Annotated in this window: 15 protein-coding genes; 6 read left to right on the top strand and 9 right to left on the bottom strand. The window is 38.4% G+C overall.

The window, feature by feature from the left end; all coding sequences use genetic code 11:
- The 4 genes from ACYVM0_RS07200 to ACYVM0_RS07185 all read left to right on the top strand — a co-directional run bounded on the left by ACYVM0_RS07200 (position 1) and on the right by ACYVM0_RS07185 (position 3,847).
- A complete protein-coding gene (locus ACYVM0_RS07200) occupies positions 1-1,662 on the top strand; it encodes a TonB-dependent receptor (RefSeq protein WP_460554641.1) in 1,662 nt (553 codons plus the stop codon).
- A 152-nt stretch (positions 1,663-1,814) separates the two neighbouring features.
- On the top strand, positions 1,815-2,420 hold the full coding sequence (locus ACYVM0_RS07195) for a hypothetical protein (protein WP_460554638.1): 606 nt from the start codon (positions 1,815-1,817) through the stop codon (positions 2,418-2,420).
- On the top strand, positions 2,421-2,948 hold the full coding sequence (gene lspA, locus ACYVM0_RS07190) for a signal peptidase II (protein WP_460554635.1): 528 nt from the start codon (positions 2,421-2,423) through the stop codon (positions 2,946-2,948).
- An 11-nt stretch (positions 2,949-2,959) separates the two neighbouring features.
- Positions 2,960-3,847: a class I SAM-dependent methyltransferase gene (locus ACYVM0_RS07185; protein WP_460554632.1), complete on the top strand. Its 888-nt coding sequence runs from the start codon at positions 2,960-2,962 to the stop codon at positions 3,845-3,847.
- Positions 3,848-3,906: 59 nt separating this feature from the next.
- On the opposite strand, the gene ACYVM0_RS07180 is transcribed toward ACYVM0_RS07185, so the two are convergent.
- The 6 genes from ACYVM0_RS07180 to ACYVM0_RS07155 form a co-directional block, all read right to left on the bottom strand.
- Positions 3,907-4,716 carry a glutaminyl-peptide cyclotransferase gene (locus ACYVM0_RS07180; protein ID WP_460554629.1) on the bottom strand — a complete coding sequence of 270 codons (810 nt, stop codon included), beginning with the start codon at positions 4,714-4,716 and terminating at the stop codon, positions 3,907-3,909.
- An 87-nt stretch (positions 4,717-4,803) separates the two neighbouring features.
- Positions 4,804-5,919 carry a saccharopine dehydrogenase family protein gene (locus tag ACYVM0_RS07175; protein WP_460554626.1) on the bottom strand — a complete coding sequence of 372 codons (1,116 nt, stop codon included), beginning with the start codon at positions 5,917-5,919 and terminating at the stop codon, positions 4,804-4,806.
- A 370-nt stretch (positions 5,920-6,289) separates the two neighbouring features.
- Positions 6,290-6,781 carry a GNAT family N-acetyltransferase gene (locus ACYVM0_RS07170; RefSeq protein WP_460554623.1) on the bottom strand — a complete coding sequence of 164 codons (492 nt, stop codon included), beginning with the start codon at positions 6,779-6,781 and terminating at the stop codon, positions 6,290-6,292.
- A 12-nt stretch (positions 6,782-6,793) separates the two neighbouring features.
- Positions 6,794-8,953 carry a S46 family peptidase gene (locus ACYVM0_RS07165; RefSeq protein WP_460554621.1) on the bottom strand — a complete coding sequence of 720 codons (2,160 nt, stop codon included), beginning with the start codon at positions 8,951-8,953 and terminating at the stop codon, positions 6,794-6,796.
- Between the two features lie 91 nt (positions 8,954-9,044).
- Positions 9,045-9,671: a metallophosphatase domain-containing protein gene (locus ACYVM0_RS07160; protein WP_460554617.1), complete on the bottom strand. Its 627-nt coding sequence runs from the start codon at positions 9,669-9,671 to the stop codon at positions 9,045-9,047.
- Between the two features lie 19 nt (positions 9,672-9,690).
- Entirely contained in the window at positions 9,691-11,367 is a 1,677-nt protein-coding gene (locus ACYVM0_RS07155) for a helix-hairpin-helix domain-containing protein (RefSeq protein ID WP_460554614.1), read from the bottom strand.
- Between the two features lie 93 nt (positions 11,368-11,460).
- Between ACYVM0_RS07155 and ACYVM0_RS07150 the strand changes: the two genes are divergently transcribed.
- Positions 11,461-11,604: a hypothetical protein gene (locus ACYVM0_RS07150; RefSeq protein ID WP_460554611.1), complete on the top strand. Its 144-nt coding sequence runs from the start codon at positions 11,461-11,463 to the stop codon at positions 11,602-11,604.
- 83 nt (positions 11,605-11,687) lie between these two features.
- Here ACYVM0_RS07150 and ACYVM0_RS07145 read toward each other — a convergent pair whose 3' ends face one another.
- The 3 genes from ACYVM0_RS07145 to rplU form a co-directional block, all read right to left on the bottom strand.
- The gene (locus ACYVM0_RS07145) at positions 11,688-11,816 is read right to left on the bottom strand and encodes a hypothetical protein (protein WP_430989759.1); all 129 of its coding nucleotides are present in this window, start codon (positions 11,814-11,816) and stop codon (positions 11,688-11,690) included.
- An 80-nt stretch (positions 11,817-11,896) separates the two neighbouring features.
- Positions 11,897-12,163, bottom strand: coding sequence for a 50S ribosomal protein L27 (gene rpmA, locus ACYVM0_RS07140; RefSeq protein WP_460554608.1), 267 nt, complete (start codon positions 12,161-12,163; stop codon positions 11,897-11,899).
- Positions 12,164-12,270: 107 nt separating this feature from the next.
- Entirely contained in the window at positions 12,271-12,576 is a 306-nt protein-coding gene (gene rplU, locus ACYVM0_RS07135) for a 50S ribosomal protein L21 (RefSeq protein ID WP_430989761.1), read from the bottom strand.
- Between the two features lie 190 nt (positions 12,577-12,766).
- On the opposite strand from rplU, the gene ACYVM0_RS07130 reads away from it, so the two are divergent.
- Positions 12,767-13,528 (top strand): lysophospholipid acyltransferase family protein, encoded by a 762-nt coding sequence (locus tag ACYVM0_RS07130; protein ID WP_460554605.1) that lies wholly within the window; start codon positions 12,767-12,769, stop codon positions 13,526-13,528.
- Positions 13,529-13,561: the final 33 nt, after the last annotated feature.

The raw sequence follows: 13,561 nt of genomic DNA, 5'->3' as shown, positions 1-13,561 counted from the left end.
ATGTTCAATGTTCAAGATTCAATACTCACTGTAAAGGCAGGTATATTATTTATTGTTTGTTGCCTGGCATCTGTAGTAAGTCTTGCCCAAAAAGATACTACCAAAAAAGGAACTACCATCGATATTACTTCGGCATACAAACCGGTATTGCGTAATGCGGTAAAAATAAATTTTTCGGCATCGCATTTAAATGCCGATACCAGTAAACCTAAAATGAACTATAGCGTACCGGCGCAGAATTTATTTTACTCTTATCAGCCCATTACATTAAAACCTTTGGCATTACAGCAGGATACCAACCTGAATTTAGGATTAAGAAATTACCTGAAACTTGGCTTTGGTAATTTTTCTACGCCTTATGTGAGTGCAGGTTTTAGCTTTGGTGATGGTAAAACAAGTTTATTGAATTTATATGCTGATTATATTTCTTCCAGGGGAAAAATAAAATACCAGGATTATTCTCAGCTGAACCTTAAAGGCACAGGAAGTTATTTTATGGAAAAAAATGAAGCGTATGGTAGTGTGAATATCAGCCAGCATGATACTTATTTATATGGTTATGATCATACCTTATACAATTATAAAAAAGACAGCATCCGCAACCAGTACCAGGATATAACACTTAAAGCAGGAATACGAAATACTACCGTGGGTGATTTTGGTATCAAATACAATCCCAATGTAGAGGTAAATATCTTTACCAATAAAAACAGGTTGAGCGAAAGTTCTTTAATTGTCAGTGCACCGATAGAAAAGCAATTTGGTGAAGCGATGTCAATAAAAGTAGAGGGTAAAGCAGACATCACCTCTTATACTACAAAAGATCTCACCAGCAATGTAAAGATCAGCAACAATATTTTCCAGGTAGCACCGGCATTGGCTTTTGCATCACCAAGGTTCAGCATTAATGCAGGTATTACACCAACATGGGACAATGGAAATTTTGTGTGGTTGCCTAATGTATATGCAGAAGCACAACTGAAAGAAAAAGTAGTGATGATCCAGGCAGGCTGGGTGGGTACCTACACTAAAAATACTTTCCGTAATCTTTCCGCCATTAACCCTTATTTAAAAACTATTGCATCGCAAACCAACACTAAAGAAATTGAATATTATGGTGGCATAAAGGCAACTATGGGTAAACATTTTAATTTCAGTGCCAAAGCAGGTTTAATCAGCTATACTAACTTTCCTCTATTCATCAATGATACCGCAACAGACAACAAAGCGTTTAAAACCGTGTTTGAAGGCAAAGGAAATAACCTGCGTATTCATGGCGACCTGAGTTACATTAACCAGGACAGGTTTACCTTAACTACCGGGCTTACATTAAACGGTTATACCGGCTTTAATAATAATGGCAAAGCATGGAACACCATACCCATGGAATTAACCAGTTCACTACGTTGGTGGGCATTTAAACAGGTATTGCTTAAAGGTGATTTTTATATGTTTGGCGGGGGTAATTATATTGCCAAAGGCAACAGCACCAAATCATTCAACGGTGGCACCGATTTAAGCGCCGGTATGGAATTTAAAGTGAACAAAATGTTCAGCGCCTGGCTGGATGTGAATAATATCCTCAACAATAAATACGAACGCTGGCACAATTATGAAGTATATGGATTGAATGTGCTGGGAGGGGTGAGAGTAACTTTCTAGGTCAAAGTAGTTAAAGCCTGCAGGAAAATGCTCAATGCTCAATTTTTATTGCATATTGAGCATTTTAAGTCGGTTTAAAATTTAACTATCGCCTTTAGGGCCCCTTTGGACATTCAGTTTTCCGTCATACCTTTGCGCAACCCCCAAATGTTATGCACCAGTTAATCGCTTCATATCTTTTTCAAAATAAAATATGCCCTTTACCTGGCCTGGGCACCTTATCAGTAGTGGCGGGTAAGGCAGAATCAGATTTTTTAAATACTTCAATTAAAGCCCCGCTACCCCGAATTATTTTTGATGCAAAAGAAAATGATGCCAGTAATCTGCTGGACTATGTGGCCTCAAAAACAAACAGCACGGTTTTAAATACGATAGATACATTAGGACAATTTTGTAATAGTTTAAAAGCAGCAGCCATCAGTAACCAACCTGCAACATTAGATGGCGTAGGGAATTTTTTTACAGACTCATCCGGGAATATCAATTTTAAATCGAACCAGGCACCGGCTGCATTTTTACAACCTGTGAAAGCAGAACGGGTGATACATCCGCAGGCAGAACACCAGATACTAGTGGGGGATAAAGAAACCACCAATACGGTAATGACCGAATATTTTAATGAAACTCCTGAAAAGTCAAGCCGATGGTGGGTTTGGGCTATTGTATTAGGCACATTTGCCTTACTGGGTTTACTGTATTATTTAACGATGGATAAAACGGCCTCTGCCTTTGGAGGAAATACAACACCCATTCAATAAATGAAAAAGCGCACTAAAATATTATTATTCTGTACCTGCTGCCTGGCTTTTATCAGCTGCGACAGGCTAACAAAAGATCTTGCCAAAGAACATTTAAAAGATAAGCCCGCCATCACTTACCTGGATAATACGGTAAGATTACAATACGTTGAAAATACAGGAGCTGCTTTAAGTTTGGGCGATGACCTGCCGAAGGCCGTAAGTTTTTGGTTGCTGAGTATTTTACCATTAGCAGTGTTATCGGGATTGTTCATCTACACCATAAAAAACCTGCAGCAAATGGGCACGATGAAAATATTTTCTATCGCCCTTGTTTTTTCGGGGGGTATTGGAAATATTATCGACAGGATAGTATTCGACCGGCATGTAACCGATTTTATGAATCTTGGTATTGGCAATATACGCACAGGTATTTTTAATGTGGCCGATATTTGTGTTACAGCAGGTGTTATAGGGCTGCTTTTATTTTTTAATGATAAAAGAAATACACCAACCACTACTACTACTAACGAACTTCCTGCACCATAAAGTTTTTCTTCATGATCCATTATACTAACTGTCCTGTTTGTGCTTCCGGAAATATTGCGCCTGTATTAACTGCAAAAGATTACACTGTTTCTCAAAAAGAATTTGCAGTATGGCATTGCAGCGCCTGCACAGCAAGGTTTACACAGGATGTGCCGGAACAAAATGCCATTGGCCCATATTATCAATCGGATAATTATATTTCTCATAGTGATACAAAAAAAGGCTTCGTCAATACTTTGTATCATGCAGTAAGAAAACGTACGTTAAATAAAAAGAAAGAACTGATCATCGACCAGGTGGGCATGACAAAAGGAGAAATACTGGATATTGGTTGTGGTACCGGTGCTTTTTTAAATACCATGAAAACGGCAGGCTGGGGCATTACCGGTGTAGAGCCTGATGGTACCGCAAGAAAGAAAGCCGCGGAATTATATGGTATCAACCCGCAATCGCCGGAACAATTATTTCAGTTAAAGCCGGCCTCATATCATGCTATCACCATGTGGCATGTGCTGGAACATGTGCATGAGCTGCATGCCTACATCAAGCAATTGGCTGATCTGATTACACCACAGGGAAAGATATTTATTGCGGTACCTAATTATACTTCTAAAGATGCGGCTATCTATAAAGAGTTCTGGGCTGCTTATGATGTGCCCAGGCATCTGTATCATTTTTCTCCGGCTTCAATGCAGGTATTGATTTCAAAATATAATTTACAACTAACCACCATAAAACCGATGTGGTATGATAGTTTTTATGTGAGCATGCTGAGCGAACAATATAAAAGCGGCAAAGGCAATATCATCAAAGCATTCTGGAACGGATTCATCTCTAACATCAAAACAATGGGGGATAAAACAAAATGCAGTTCGGTGATTTATGTTATCAGCAAGTAATCAGCATAAAGAAGTCAACTTTTTAAAAGTTGACTTCTTTACTAATGAAAAGCAGGTAATTAGTCAAATGAGATCTCAAACATTTTCGGCCAGCGCTTACCGGTAATATACATTTTTTTAGTAGTGCTGTCATAGGCAATTCCATTTAACACATCTGTCCGCTGCTCTACAATTTCTTTGGAAAAATATTTTTCTTTAAGACCAGGGAATTCCATTTTACCAACAATCTGCCCGTTTGCCGGGTCTATCTTTACAATATCATCCGTTTGCCACACATTGGCATAAATAAACCCATTCACATATTCCAGTTCGTTGATTGAATCAACAGATTTACCATCTTCTGTAACAGCAATGGTACTTTTTACTTTAAAGGTTTCGGCATCTACAAAATAAAGATTAGCACTGCCATCACTGATGATCAGGTCAGTACCATTATTCGTCATGCCCCATCCTTCATAAGGCCATTGCATTGTTTTTATTGGCTTATCAATATTATTTTCATCGTACACATACACGATATGGTTCTTCCAGGTAAGCTGGTATATTTTTCCTTTAAATACCTGTATGCCTTCGCCGAATATTGCAGTGTCGGTATAAAAATGTTTTTTTTCTACTTTACCGGTCTTAATATCGGCAATGCGTAATGTAGATTCCTGTTCCATACCGGTTCCTTCATAGAATTTACCATTGTAAATTTGAAGGCCTTCTGTAAAAGCACTGGTATCGTGTGGATATACATTCACAATATTGTAACTGATCATTGGCGTTACTTTTGGTAACAGGGCAGGATCAATGTCTGCAGGTTTATCTCCGCCGCCATTGCAGGCTGCAAAAAAAACAATTACCGCCGGTGCTAAAAAATATTTCATATCTGATCAAATGAGTATGCGCAAAAATAACAAACTGCAGCACATCTGCTGCAGTTTTATTGATAAAAGATTGTAAAATGCCTGGTATTACTGCTCCGTTTTTACATACACAACATTCCGCTCCCGTAAATAATCCAGTATAAAATTAAAACAGGTTTCACTTTTGCCTACCAGCTCAGGCGGAAAAACGCCTTTGGCAGTGAATAAATTATTCATCAGCATGTTCAACGCTGCGGTACAGGTATAGCCAGTAGTGCGGCTCATGCTGCTGGTTGCTGTTGCAGCATCATACTCATCATACAGGTTATAATGAATAGCTTTCCCTTCTCCTTTAATAGTGATGGTCATCAGTGTAAACTCTTCTTCAGCTGGTCCGGGTTTCCATTGGTCAAAAAGTAATGCGGAAGTAAATTCCAACGGAATAATCTGTTGCCCTTTAAAGTTAAGAGGACTTGAACTTAAAAAGCCTGCTTTTATTAATGCCTTCATCAGGTTAATATGGCCGGGATAGCGCAATGTTTTTTCTTTCATGTTGGGGATATGGCTCATGGTAAATAAAATACTCCGCAAGCCATCGGTGTTGAATGATTCCAGTGTGCCCACATTATGGAAGTCAATTAATTCGGCATCGCTTAACGCAGGTTTGGTTACAATATGGCCATTCTCTGCATAGCGTGCCGGCCGTGTATACTCTTCCAGTACATCAATAGGCGAGAAGGGGGCTTTGTACTCAAATGGTAGTATTCTTTTCTTCGGCAAGCCGCCTACCATACATTCAAAACTGTCAATTTTCATTCGTTCGTTATAATAACCTAAAATTAAATTACTCATACCCGGCGCCACACCACAATCAACAATAGCCGTTACGTTATTCTTTTTTGCCAAAGCATCCAGTTGCAATGCATCCTCAGGAAAAAAAGAAATGTCCACCACATTTTTTTGTGCACTGATGATGGCTGTTAAAGTTTTATAACCCATAAAGCCTGGCACCGCACTGATCACAAAATCAAAATCAGCTAATAATTTTTTGTAATTGTTATAATCACCCAGGTCTGTTTGTATAGTGGTGACCGATTTATTTTTTTCATGTAATAATTGCAGCGCCTGTTCGCTGATATCAAATGAAGTAACGGAATAATTCTTTACCAGATCAATTGCCATGGCACGGCCTACCATGCCGGCACCTAATATTGCTATTTGCATAAAATATGTTTTGTGTACCTTGAAACTCCGGCTTCAGGTCTTTTTGTAATGATGGTGTATTCTGAAGGTTTTGCTTCAAAATGCTTTTGTAATGAGCTGAGGAATTCTATGGAGCTGCATTGGTTCCCAACTCATTGGGAACTCCATTCAAAGGTTGTAATTCCTGTTATCTTTTATTGAAGCGGTTGCGACGTTCCATTCATCATAATGGAAATATAGGCAGAGTGCCTGTAGAAATGTGCGTATGAAGTGATGTTTGACACGTAGTAAAAGTAAAGAAATTTTTTAAGCCGTTTACAATTTTTTTGTGCAAATAGTTCTGAGTTGGAGACGCAAAACCATTGCATCCTCGTGAGAGACGAAGACGGCATTACACCCGTTTCCCCAAAATCTTTACACTTCTCTCGATACCATCCAGTAAAGCAATGTTTTTTAAATGCCCCCATTCTTCAAAACCCAATGTCATAAAGAGTTGCAGGCTGGGGCTGTTATGGGCAAAAATGAAGCCAAGCAAAATATTTATTTTCAAAGCTGCTGCATTATCCATGCAGTATTGCAATATTTTTTTGCCATAGCCTTTTCCTCTTTGTGAAGGATCAAGATAAATACTGATCTCTGCTGTACCATCATAAGCCGGCCTTCCATAAAATGCCTGGAAGCTTACCCATCCAATGGTATGGCCGTTATCATCTTCCACCATCCACAAAGGATGTTTATCAGCAGTATGGTCATCAAACCATTGCTGCCGGCTTTCTATAGACACCGGGTCGGTATCTGCAGTTACCATGCGGCCTTCAACAGTTGAATTGTAGATGGAAACGATGGTAGCTAAATCATTTTGTAAGGCATTCCTGAATTGCATACATGCAGCAATTTATTTTTTCTTACGTACTAATTTTAATTCGCTGATAATATTTTTTGCCCCGGCAAATTTGTCTACAATAAATAAAACATAGCGGATGTCTACCATAATATTGCGGCAAATATTTTTATCGTAATTGATATCACTCATTGTGCCTTCCCAAACCCTGTCAAAATTCAATCCTACTAAATTGCCATAACCATCCAATGCAGGGCTGCCGCTATTACCTCCAGTGGTGTGATTGGCTGCAATAAAACATACCGGCTGACGGCCATTAACACCGTAAGGGCCAAAATCTTTTTTATTGTACAGGTCAATTAGTTTTTGCGGTACATCAAATTCATAATCTCCCGGTTTGTATTTTTCCATTACACCATCTAAGTAAGTATAAAAATCATATTTAACCGCATCTCTTGCATGGTATCCTTTTACATTGCCGTAAGTTAAACGTAAAGTACTGTTGGCATCCGGGTAAAAAATTTTTTTGGTAAATACATCCATCTGTGCCTGCATGTAAGTGCGTTGCAATTGATTGATGTTAGCTTGCAGTTCATTCAGCCTGGGGGCAACATTGGTAACGTAGGTTTTAAGTATATCTGCATACAGCGCTGCAGCAATATCATTGGTTACCGGTTGTGTACCACCGGTGCCCATTCCGTTCAATAGATTTTTAAGTTTAGCTGCATCTGTAAATACGGTCTGGTTGTAAACAGATTTTGCCAAAGCCGCAAAGGAGTTACCATTTTCTGCCAGCATTTTTTTCAGCAGGGGAGATACGTTTTCTTCTTTCTGGTCTTTCACATACATTTCCAGCAATACTTCAAATAGTTTTTGATCAACTGTGGCATTGTATTCACCAAATAAACCGTCTAGTTTTTCATTTACTTCTGCCAGTGTTTTTTTGTAGGCAGCTTCATCTTTGCCGGCAGCCGTTGCTGCAGCCATGGCATTGTTGGCAATGGTAAACAATTCTATCCTGGGAATGATCTCATTATAATAATCACGGGCATAACCATAAGGTTCAATAGCTGCATAGGCCTCGTTCAATTTTTTTAACAGGTCAACATACCCGGCATTCATAGCCGGTTGCGATAAAACAATTTTTTCAAAGCCTTCTTCCAGCTCCAGCTTTTTGCCAATGGCATCGGATGCTTTTAAACCCAGTACTTCGCCTTTCCATTTTTTATACGCATTTTCTATGCTGGCATATTTTGCGGCATACTGAATTTTTACCTGTTCATCCTTACGCATAAAACTATTGAGTACCTGCAATGCTTTTTCACGAATACCAATTTTTGCAGGATCATTGATATGCATCGTTTGCGCAACTGCTGCAGAAGGTAAATACTCCATCGTTTTTCCCGGAAACCCAAACACCATGGTAAAATCGCCTTCCTTCATTCCATCTAATGAAATGCTTAAACTACGTTTAGGTTTGTAAGGCACATTATCAGGAGAAAAATCGGCAGGCTTATTATCCTTACCTGCATAAATGCGGAACATGCTGAAGTCGCCGGTATGGCGTGGCCACATCCAGTTATCGGTATCTTTTCCAAAATTACCAATAGAAGAAGGTGGTGCTCCTACCAGGCGGATATCTTTGTACGTTTCGGTAATGAAAATAAAATACTTGTTGCCTTCAAAAAAAGGACGGATCAAAATATCCTGGTAGCTTTCTTTTTTTACCGTCTTTTTAAATTCATTGATATTTTTATCAATGGTACTTTGTCTTTCTCTTTCGCTCATGCCGGCAGTAACGCCATTCAGTATTGGCGCCGTTACTTCGGTAATGCTTACAATAAAAGTGGCAAACAAGCCGGGGTTTTGTAATTCCTGCCCGTTATTGTAAGCCCAGAAGCCATCACGGATATAATTGTTTTGGATAGTAGAATGATTTTGTACAGCATCAAAACCACAATGGTGATTGGTAAGCAGTAAACCTTTATCAGAAATAACTTCCGCCGTACAAAAGCCACCAAAGCTTACAATGGCATCTTTTAAACTTCCCTTACTGATATTGTAGATGTCAGCAGCACTGATCTTCATGCCCATCTTCTTCATTTCTTTTTCATTCAGTGTGGCCAGTAATTGCGGTAGCCACATGCCTTCATCGGCAAAACTCTTCGCCACAAAAGAAAATGCAATAACAAGCAGTAAAAAATATTTTTTCATAAATGCAGTTTAAGTAACAAATGTAGGTAAATGTTTGCTGGGGTGGGTCACCTCCTAAAAGGTGGCTCACCCTGTTTGGGGTGCAGCATACTTAAAGTTCAAAAACTATTGGGGCTTTGGTTAATTTATATTTACTATCCAGCAAACTTGCATTAATGAATCTAATGCCTTCTTTTTCTGTTGTGCCATAAGCTTCATGAATATGTCCGCAAATGTGAACCATAGGATTAATTTGGCGAACCCGGTCAAGTAAATCTTTACAGCCGGTGTGTTCTCCTCTGCTGGTCATGTCAAGGGTATGCAATACCGGTCCATGTGTTATAATGATATCAGTGTCGTCAGGAATAAGATCCCAATGTTTGTTTATGGATTCGCCTCTGTACCGGTTAAATGCCCAGTTAAAAAACCATGGCGTAATAGGGGAGCCCCATATCCTGGTATTATTGATACTTATGCCGCTGTCATTTAAATAGATAATATTTTCCGGAAGAAGCTTTAATATTTTGTCCTGCGGTTCCCTCTCAAAATAAAAATCATGATTGCCTGCAATAAAAATTTTGTGTTGGAAGTTTTGTGCACTGAACCAACTAAGGAAGTTCGCTATTTCAATTTCATCTCCTTTCATTGAAACGTCGCCTGCATGAATTAAAACATCACCAGTAGGAAGTACCAGGGAATTGTGTTGGCCGTGCGTATCAGAGATCGCTACAAATTTCAAATTACTTTATTTACTGTATTTACTTTATCCCCTTCAACCCCCTCACTTTCTCCAGGTACCCTTCAAACGCCTTCAATCCAAAGCTGCTTAAATTCTGTTCCTTAGTCACCATTGCTTTTTGTGCAGCCAGTACACCATATTTTATATCATCAAAACCTTCAATGGTATGTGCATCAGGATCGATAGAGATCAATACATTTTTCTGCAGTGCATAATCAATATGGCGCCAGTCAATATCCAGCCGGCTGGGGTGAGCGTTCAGTTCAATGGCCACATGGTTGGCAGCGCAGGCATCAATAATTTTTTTATGATCAACAGGATAGCCTTTACGGCTTAATAACAACCGGCCCGTCATGTGACCGAGAATAGTGGTGTAAGGATTTTCAATGGCGTTCAGCAAACGCATCATGGCCTTCTCCTCACTCATTTTTAAATTACTGTGCACCGATACAATCACTAAATCAAATGTGGAGAGAATGGCATTGGTGTAATCCAGGCTGCCATCGTTTAAAATATCGCACTCAATGCTTTTAAAAATTTTAAAGCCGGTGATCTTATCGTTCAGTTCGTTAACGTATTGTTGCTGTGCTGCAATTCTTTCTTCATTTAAACCCTGTGCATAAAAAGCGCTCTTGCTATGATCACTGATCACTAAATATTCAAGGCCCTTTTCTTTAGCTGCTTTGGCCATTTCTTCTATTGTATAACTACCATCGCTCCAGTTACTATGGCTATGAATGATGCCTTTGATATCGCCGGGCCGAATAAGATCGGGGATGGTAATTGTTGCAGCTTTTTCTATAATAGCAGCGGTTTCTCTTAAACAAGATGGAATAAAGCTGATCTTTGCCTGCTCAAATATGGCTTTTTCTTCTTTCGAGTAATCTATAGCAGGAAACCGTTGTTCAAAAGCAGTGGCAAATTCGGCACTGCCGCTGCTGGTAAAAATGCGTTTGGCAAAGTTGGCTGTACCCGTGTACAATCTTAAACGCAGGCCGTTTAATAATTTGTAGAGTAAACTGTCCGGCTTTTCTTCCAATAGTTCCGGCGGGTTGGCACTTACAAACTTTGGTTTTATCAATTCATTGGTACTGTTTACTACAAATTCCAGTTCATCTATAATTTCCAGCTGTCTTTTAAAAGCACCGGTAATAGATACATTTTCGGGGGAGAATAATTTTTCCAGATAAGCAATTATCTGTGGTACTACTGCTTCTACCTGTGGATATAAATAACTGCCCTGGTTGTGTAAATAATATTCAATGGTTTCAATAATGTTCTGTTGCGTTTTTTCACCAAAGCCTTTGTATAATTTTAAACGGTTTTCCTGGCAGGCATATAATAATTCACCAATACTTTCTATTTCCATCTCTTTCCATATCGTATGAATTTTTTTTGGCCCGATACCTTTTATATTCAGCAATTCAATAACACCCGGGGGGGTTTTACTGATCATTTCCTGTAATACTTTTAACTCCCCGGTTTCTAATAATTCAATAATTTTTTTTCCGGTTGATTCGCCAATACCTTTTATCACAGGAATTTTTTCAACCGGTGTATTACTTAATTGTTCCGTTAAATTTTCTACATGATAGGCCGCAATAGCGTAAGTTTTTGCCTTAAAACTATTTTCGCCATGTATGTCCATTAATTTGCTTAAAAGAGAAAAATTTTCGGCTATTTGGTAATTATCCATGTTTCAAAAGTAATAAAATCAAAAATAGGGGAGCCGCCAATTTTATAAAATCAGGAAAAATAAAACCATAATTTTTATTCAACCGCACAAAAAATGTTGACTAAAACAGATGATCAAAAAATAAAAATGAATGAAACGCCTGCATTTATTTTAACGGCAGTTTTTATAAAAAATAAAAACCAGTTGCAACGTTTATTGAAAAGTATGAAGGCTGAAGAAAAACTACAGCAGCTGTAATGCAGTGCCACAAAGGGTTTTAAAAGAAAAGCCCCGGTAAAATTACCAGGGCTTCCGTATTTTTTTGCTTTAAAAAGCAAAGCTTACTTTTTCTTAGCAGCTTTTTTTGCAGCTTTTTTAGGAGCAGCTTTCTTTGCAGCTTTTTTAGGAGCAGCTTTCTTTGCAGCTTTTTTTGGAGCAGCTTTTTTTGCAGCTTTTTTCTTTGTTGCCATTTTTTTAAATTTAATTGGTTAGTAAATAATACTTAAAAATAGAAATATTTCTTTAACTAACAAAAAAAATTAAATATTTTTTAAGCGGTTGGCTCCACAGCCTGAACAGAAACTATATTTTTATCACCTTTGGTTTTTCTGAATTCTACTAAACCATCGGTTAATGCAAAGATGGTAAAGTCTCTGCCAACACCAACATTTTTACCAGGATGATAAACTGTACCGCGTTGACGGATGATGATATTACCTGCTAATGCCGGCTGACCACCATAAATTTTTACACCTAATCTTTTGCTTTGTGAATCTCTGCCGTTTTTTACGGAACCTTCACCTTTTTTATGTGCCATGTCTTAAAAGTTTATTCGTTAATTAGTTTAATAGTTTATTGGTTTACGATTGATAAAATGTTTTTTGTATTTGCAAATAAACAAAGTAACCAATCAACCAATTAACGTTACGCTATTGCTGTTACTTTAATGTGAGTGTACTGTGTACGATGTCCGTGTTTTTTACGGAAACCTTTTCTTCTTTTCATTTTAAAAGCGATCACTTTATCGCCTTTAATAAGGTCGCTGATAATTTCAGCTTTAACTACAGCTTTTACATCTGCACCGGCAACAATGCTGCCATCGCTTTCTGTAAATAATACTTCTGCAAATTCAACCTGGTCTCCGGTTTTACCTGCAATGTGAGGCACATATAAGCTGTCGCCTGCTTTAACTTTAAATTGCTGACCTGCTATTTTTACTACTGCTAACATAAATATCCCAAATTTAGGACGGCAAAGGTAAGGGTTTTAACTGAAAATTGGTACAGCTAAACAGAAAAAATATATCCACTAAATCGGGCCAATTGGGGACAAAATGGGCTTTACAGCCTGAAAATCAGTGGCCAACAACTCATTTACCCCCGTAAACAGGTTATCTTCGCAGGCTATTATGCAGTATTTTTTGCGTTTTATACAAGTAATTTACAGCCTTTACGCTATAATAGTGTTCACCGCCTTCCTGGTACTGATATTTCCGCTGGTGATCATTGCTTCCTTTTTCGGTAAAATAAAGGGGGGCAATTTTATATATAAGCTATGCCAGGCCTGGGCCGATTTCTTTCTTTTTATGCTGGGCATACGTACTCAATATATATATGAGAGCGCAATGGACCGCAGCAAGCAATATGTATTTGTGTTTAATCATATCTCTTATGTGGATATTCCCTTTTTGATGAAGGCCATACGCAAACAGCATTTCAGGGTTTTGGGCAAAGCCGAAATGACCAAAATTCCCATTTTTGGATTCTTATATAAATGTACCGTGGTTTTGGTTGACAGGAAGAATGCCCATAACAGGGCCAAAAGTGTACTGCAGTTAAAAAGTGTGATCAAAAAGGGTATATCAATTGTTATTAGTCCGGAGGGTACATTTAATCTTACACACCAGCCACTAAAAGAATTTTATGATGGGGCTTTCAGAATTGCCATTGAAACACAAACTCCCATTAAACCGCTTTTATTTTTAGATGCCTACGACCGCAATAATTATGCAAGTATTTTTTCTTTTACACCGGGCAGGTCAAGAATTGTTTATTTAGAGGAAATACCGGTTGAAGGATTGACCGTTAAAGATGTAAAGGAACTAAAAGAAAGGGTGTATAAAATAATGGAAGAAAAACTGGTTGGGTATAAAGCGAGTTGGATCAGAAAGGCGGATAGTTAATGGTTCATCGTACGCATAAGCAATATCTTTGCA

The sequence above is a fragment of the Ferruginibacter profundus genome (assembly GCF_054783275.1).
The sequence above is the reverse complement of the archived record's forward strand: the minus strand, read 5'-3'. Positions and strand labels throughout refer to the sequence as shown.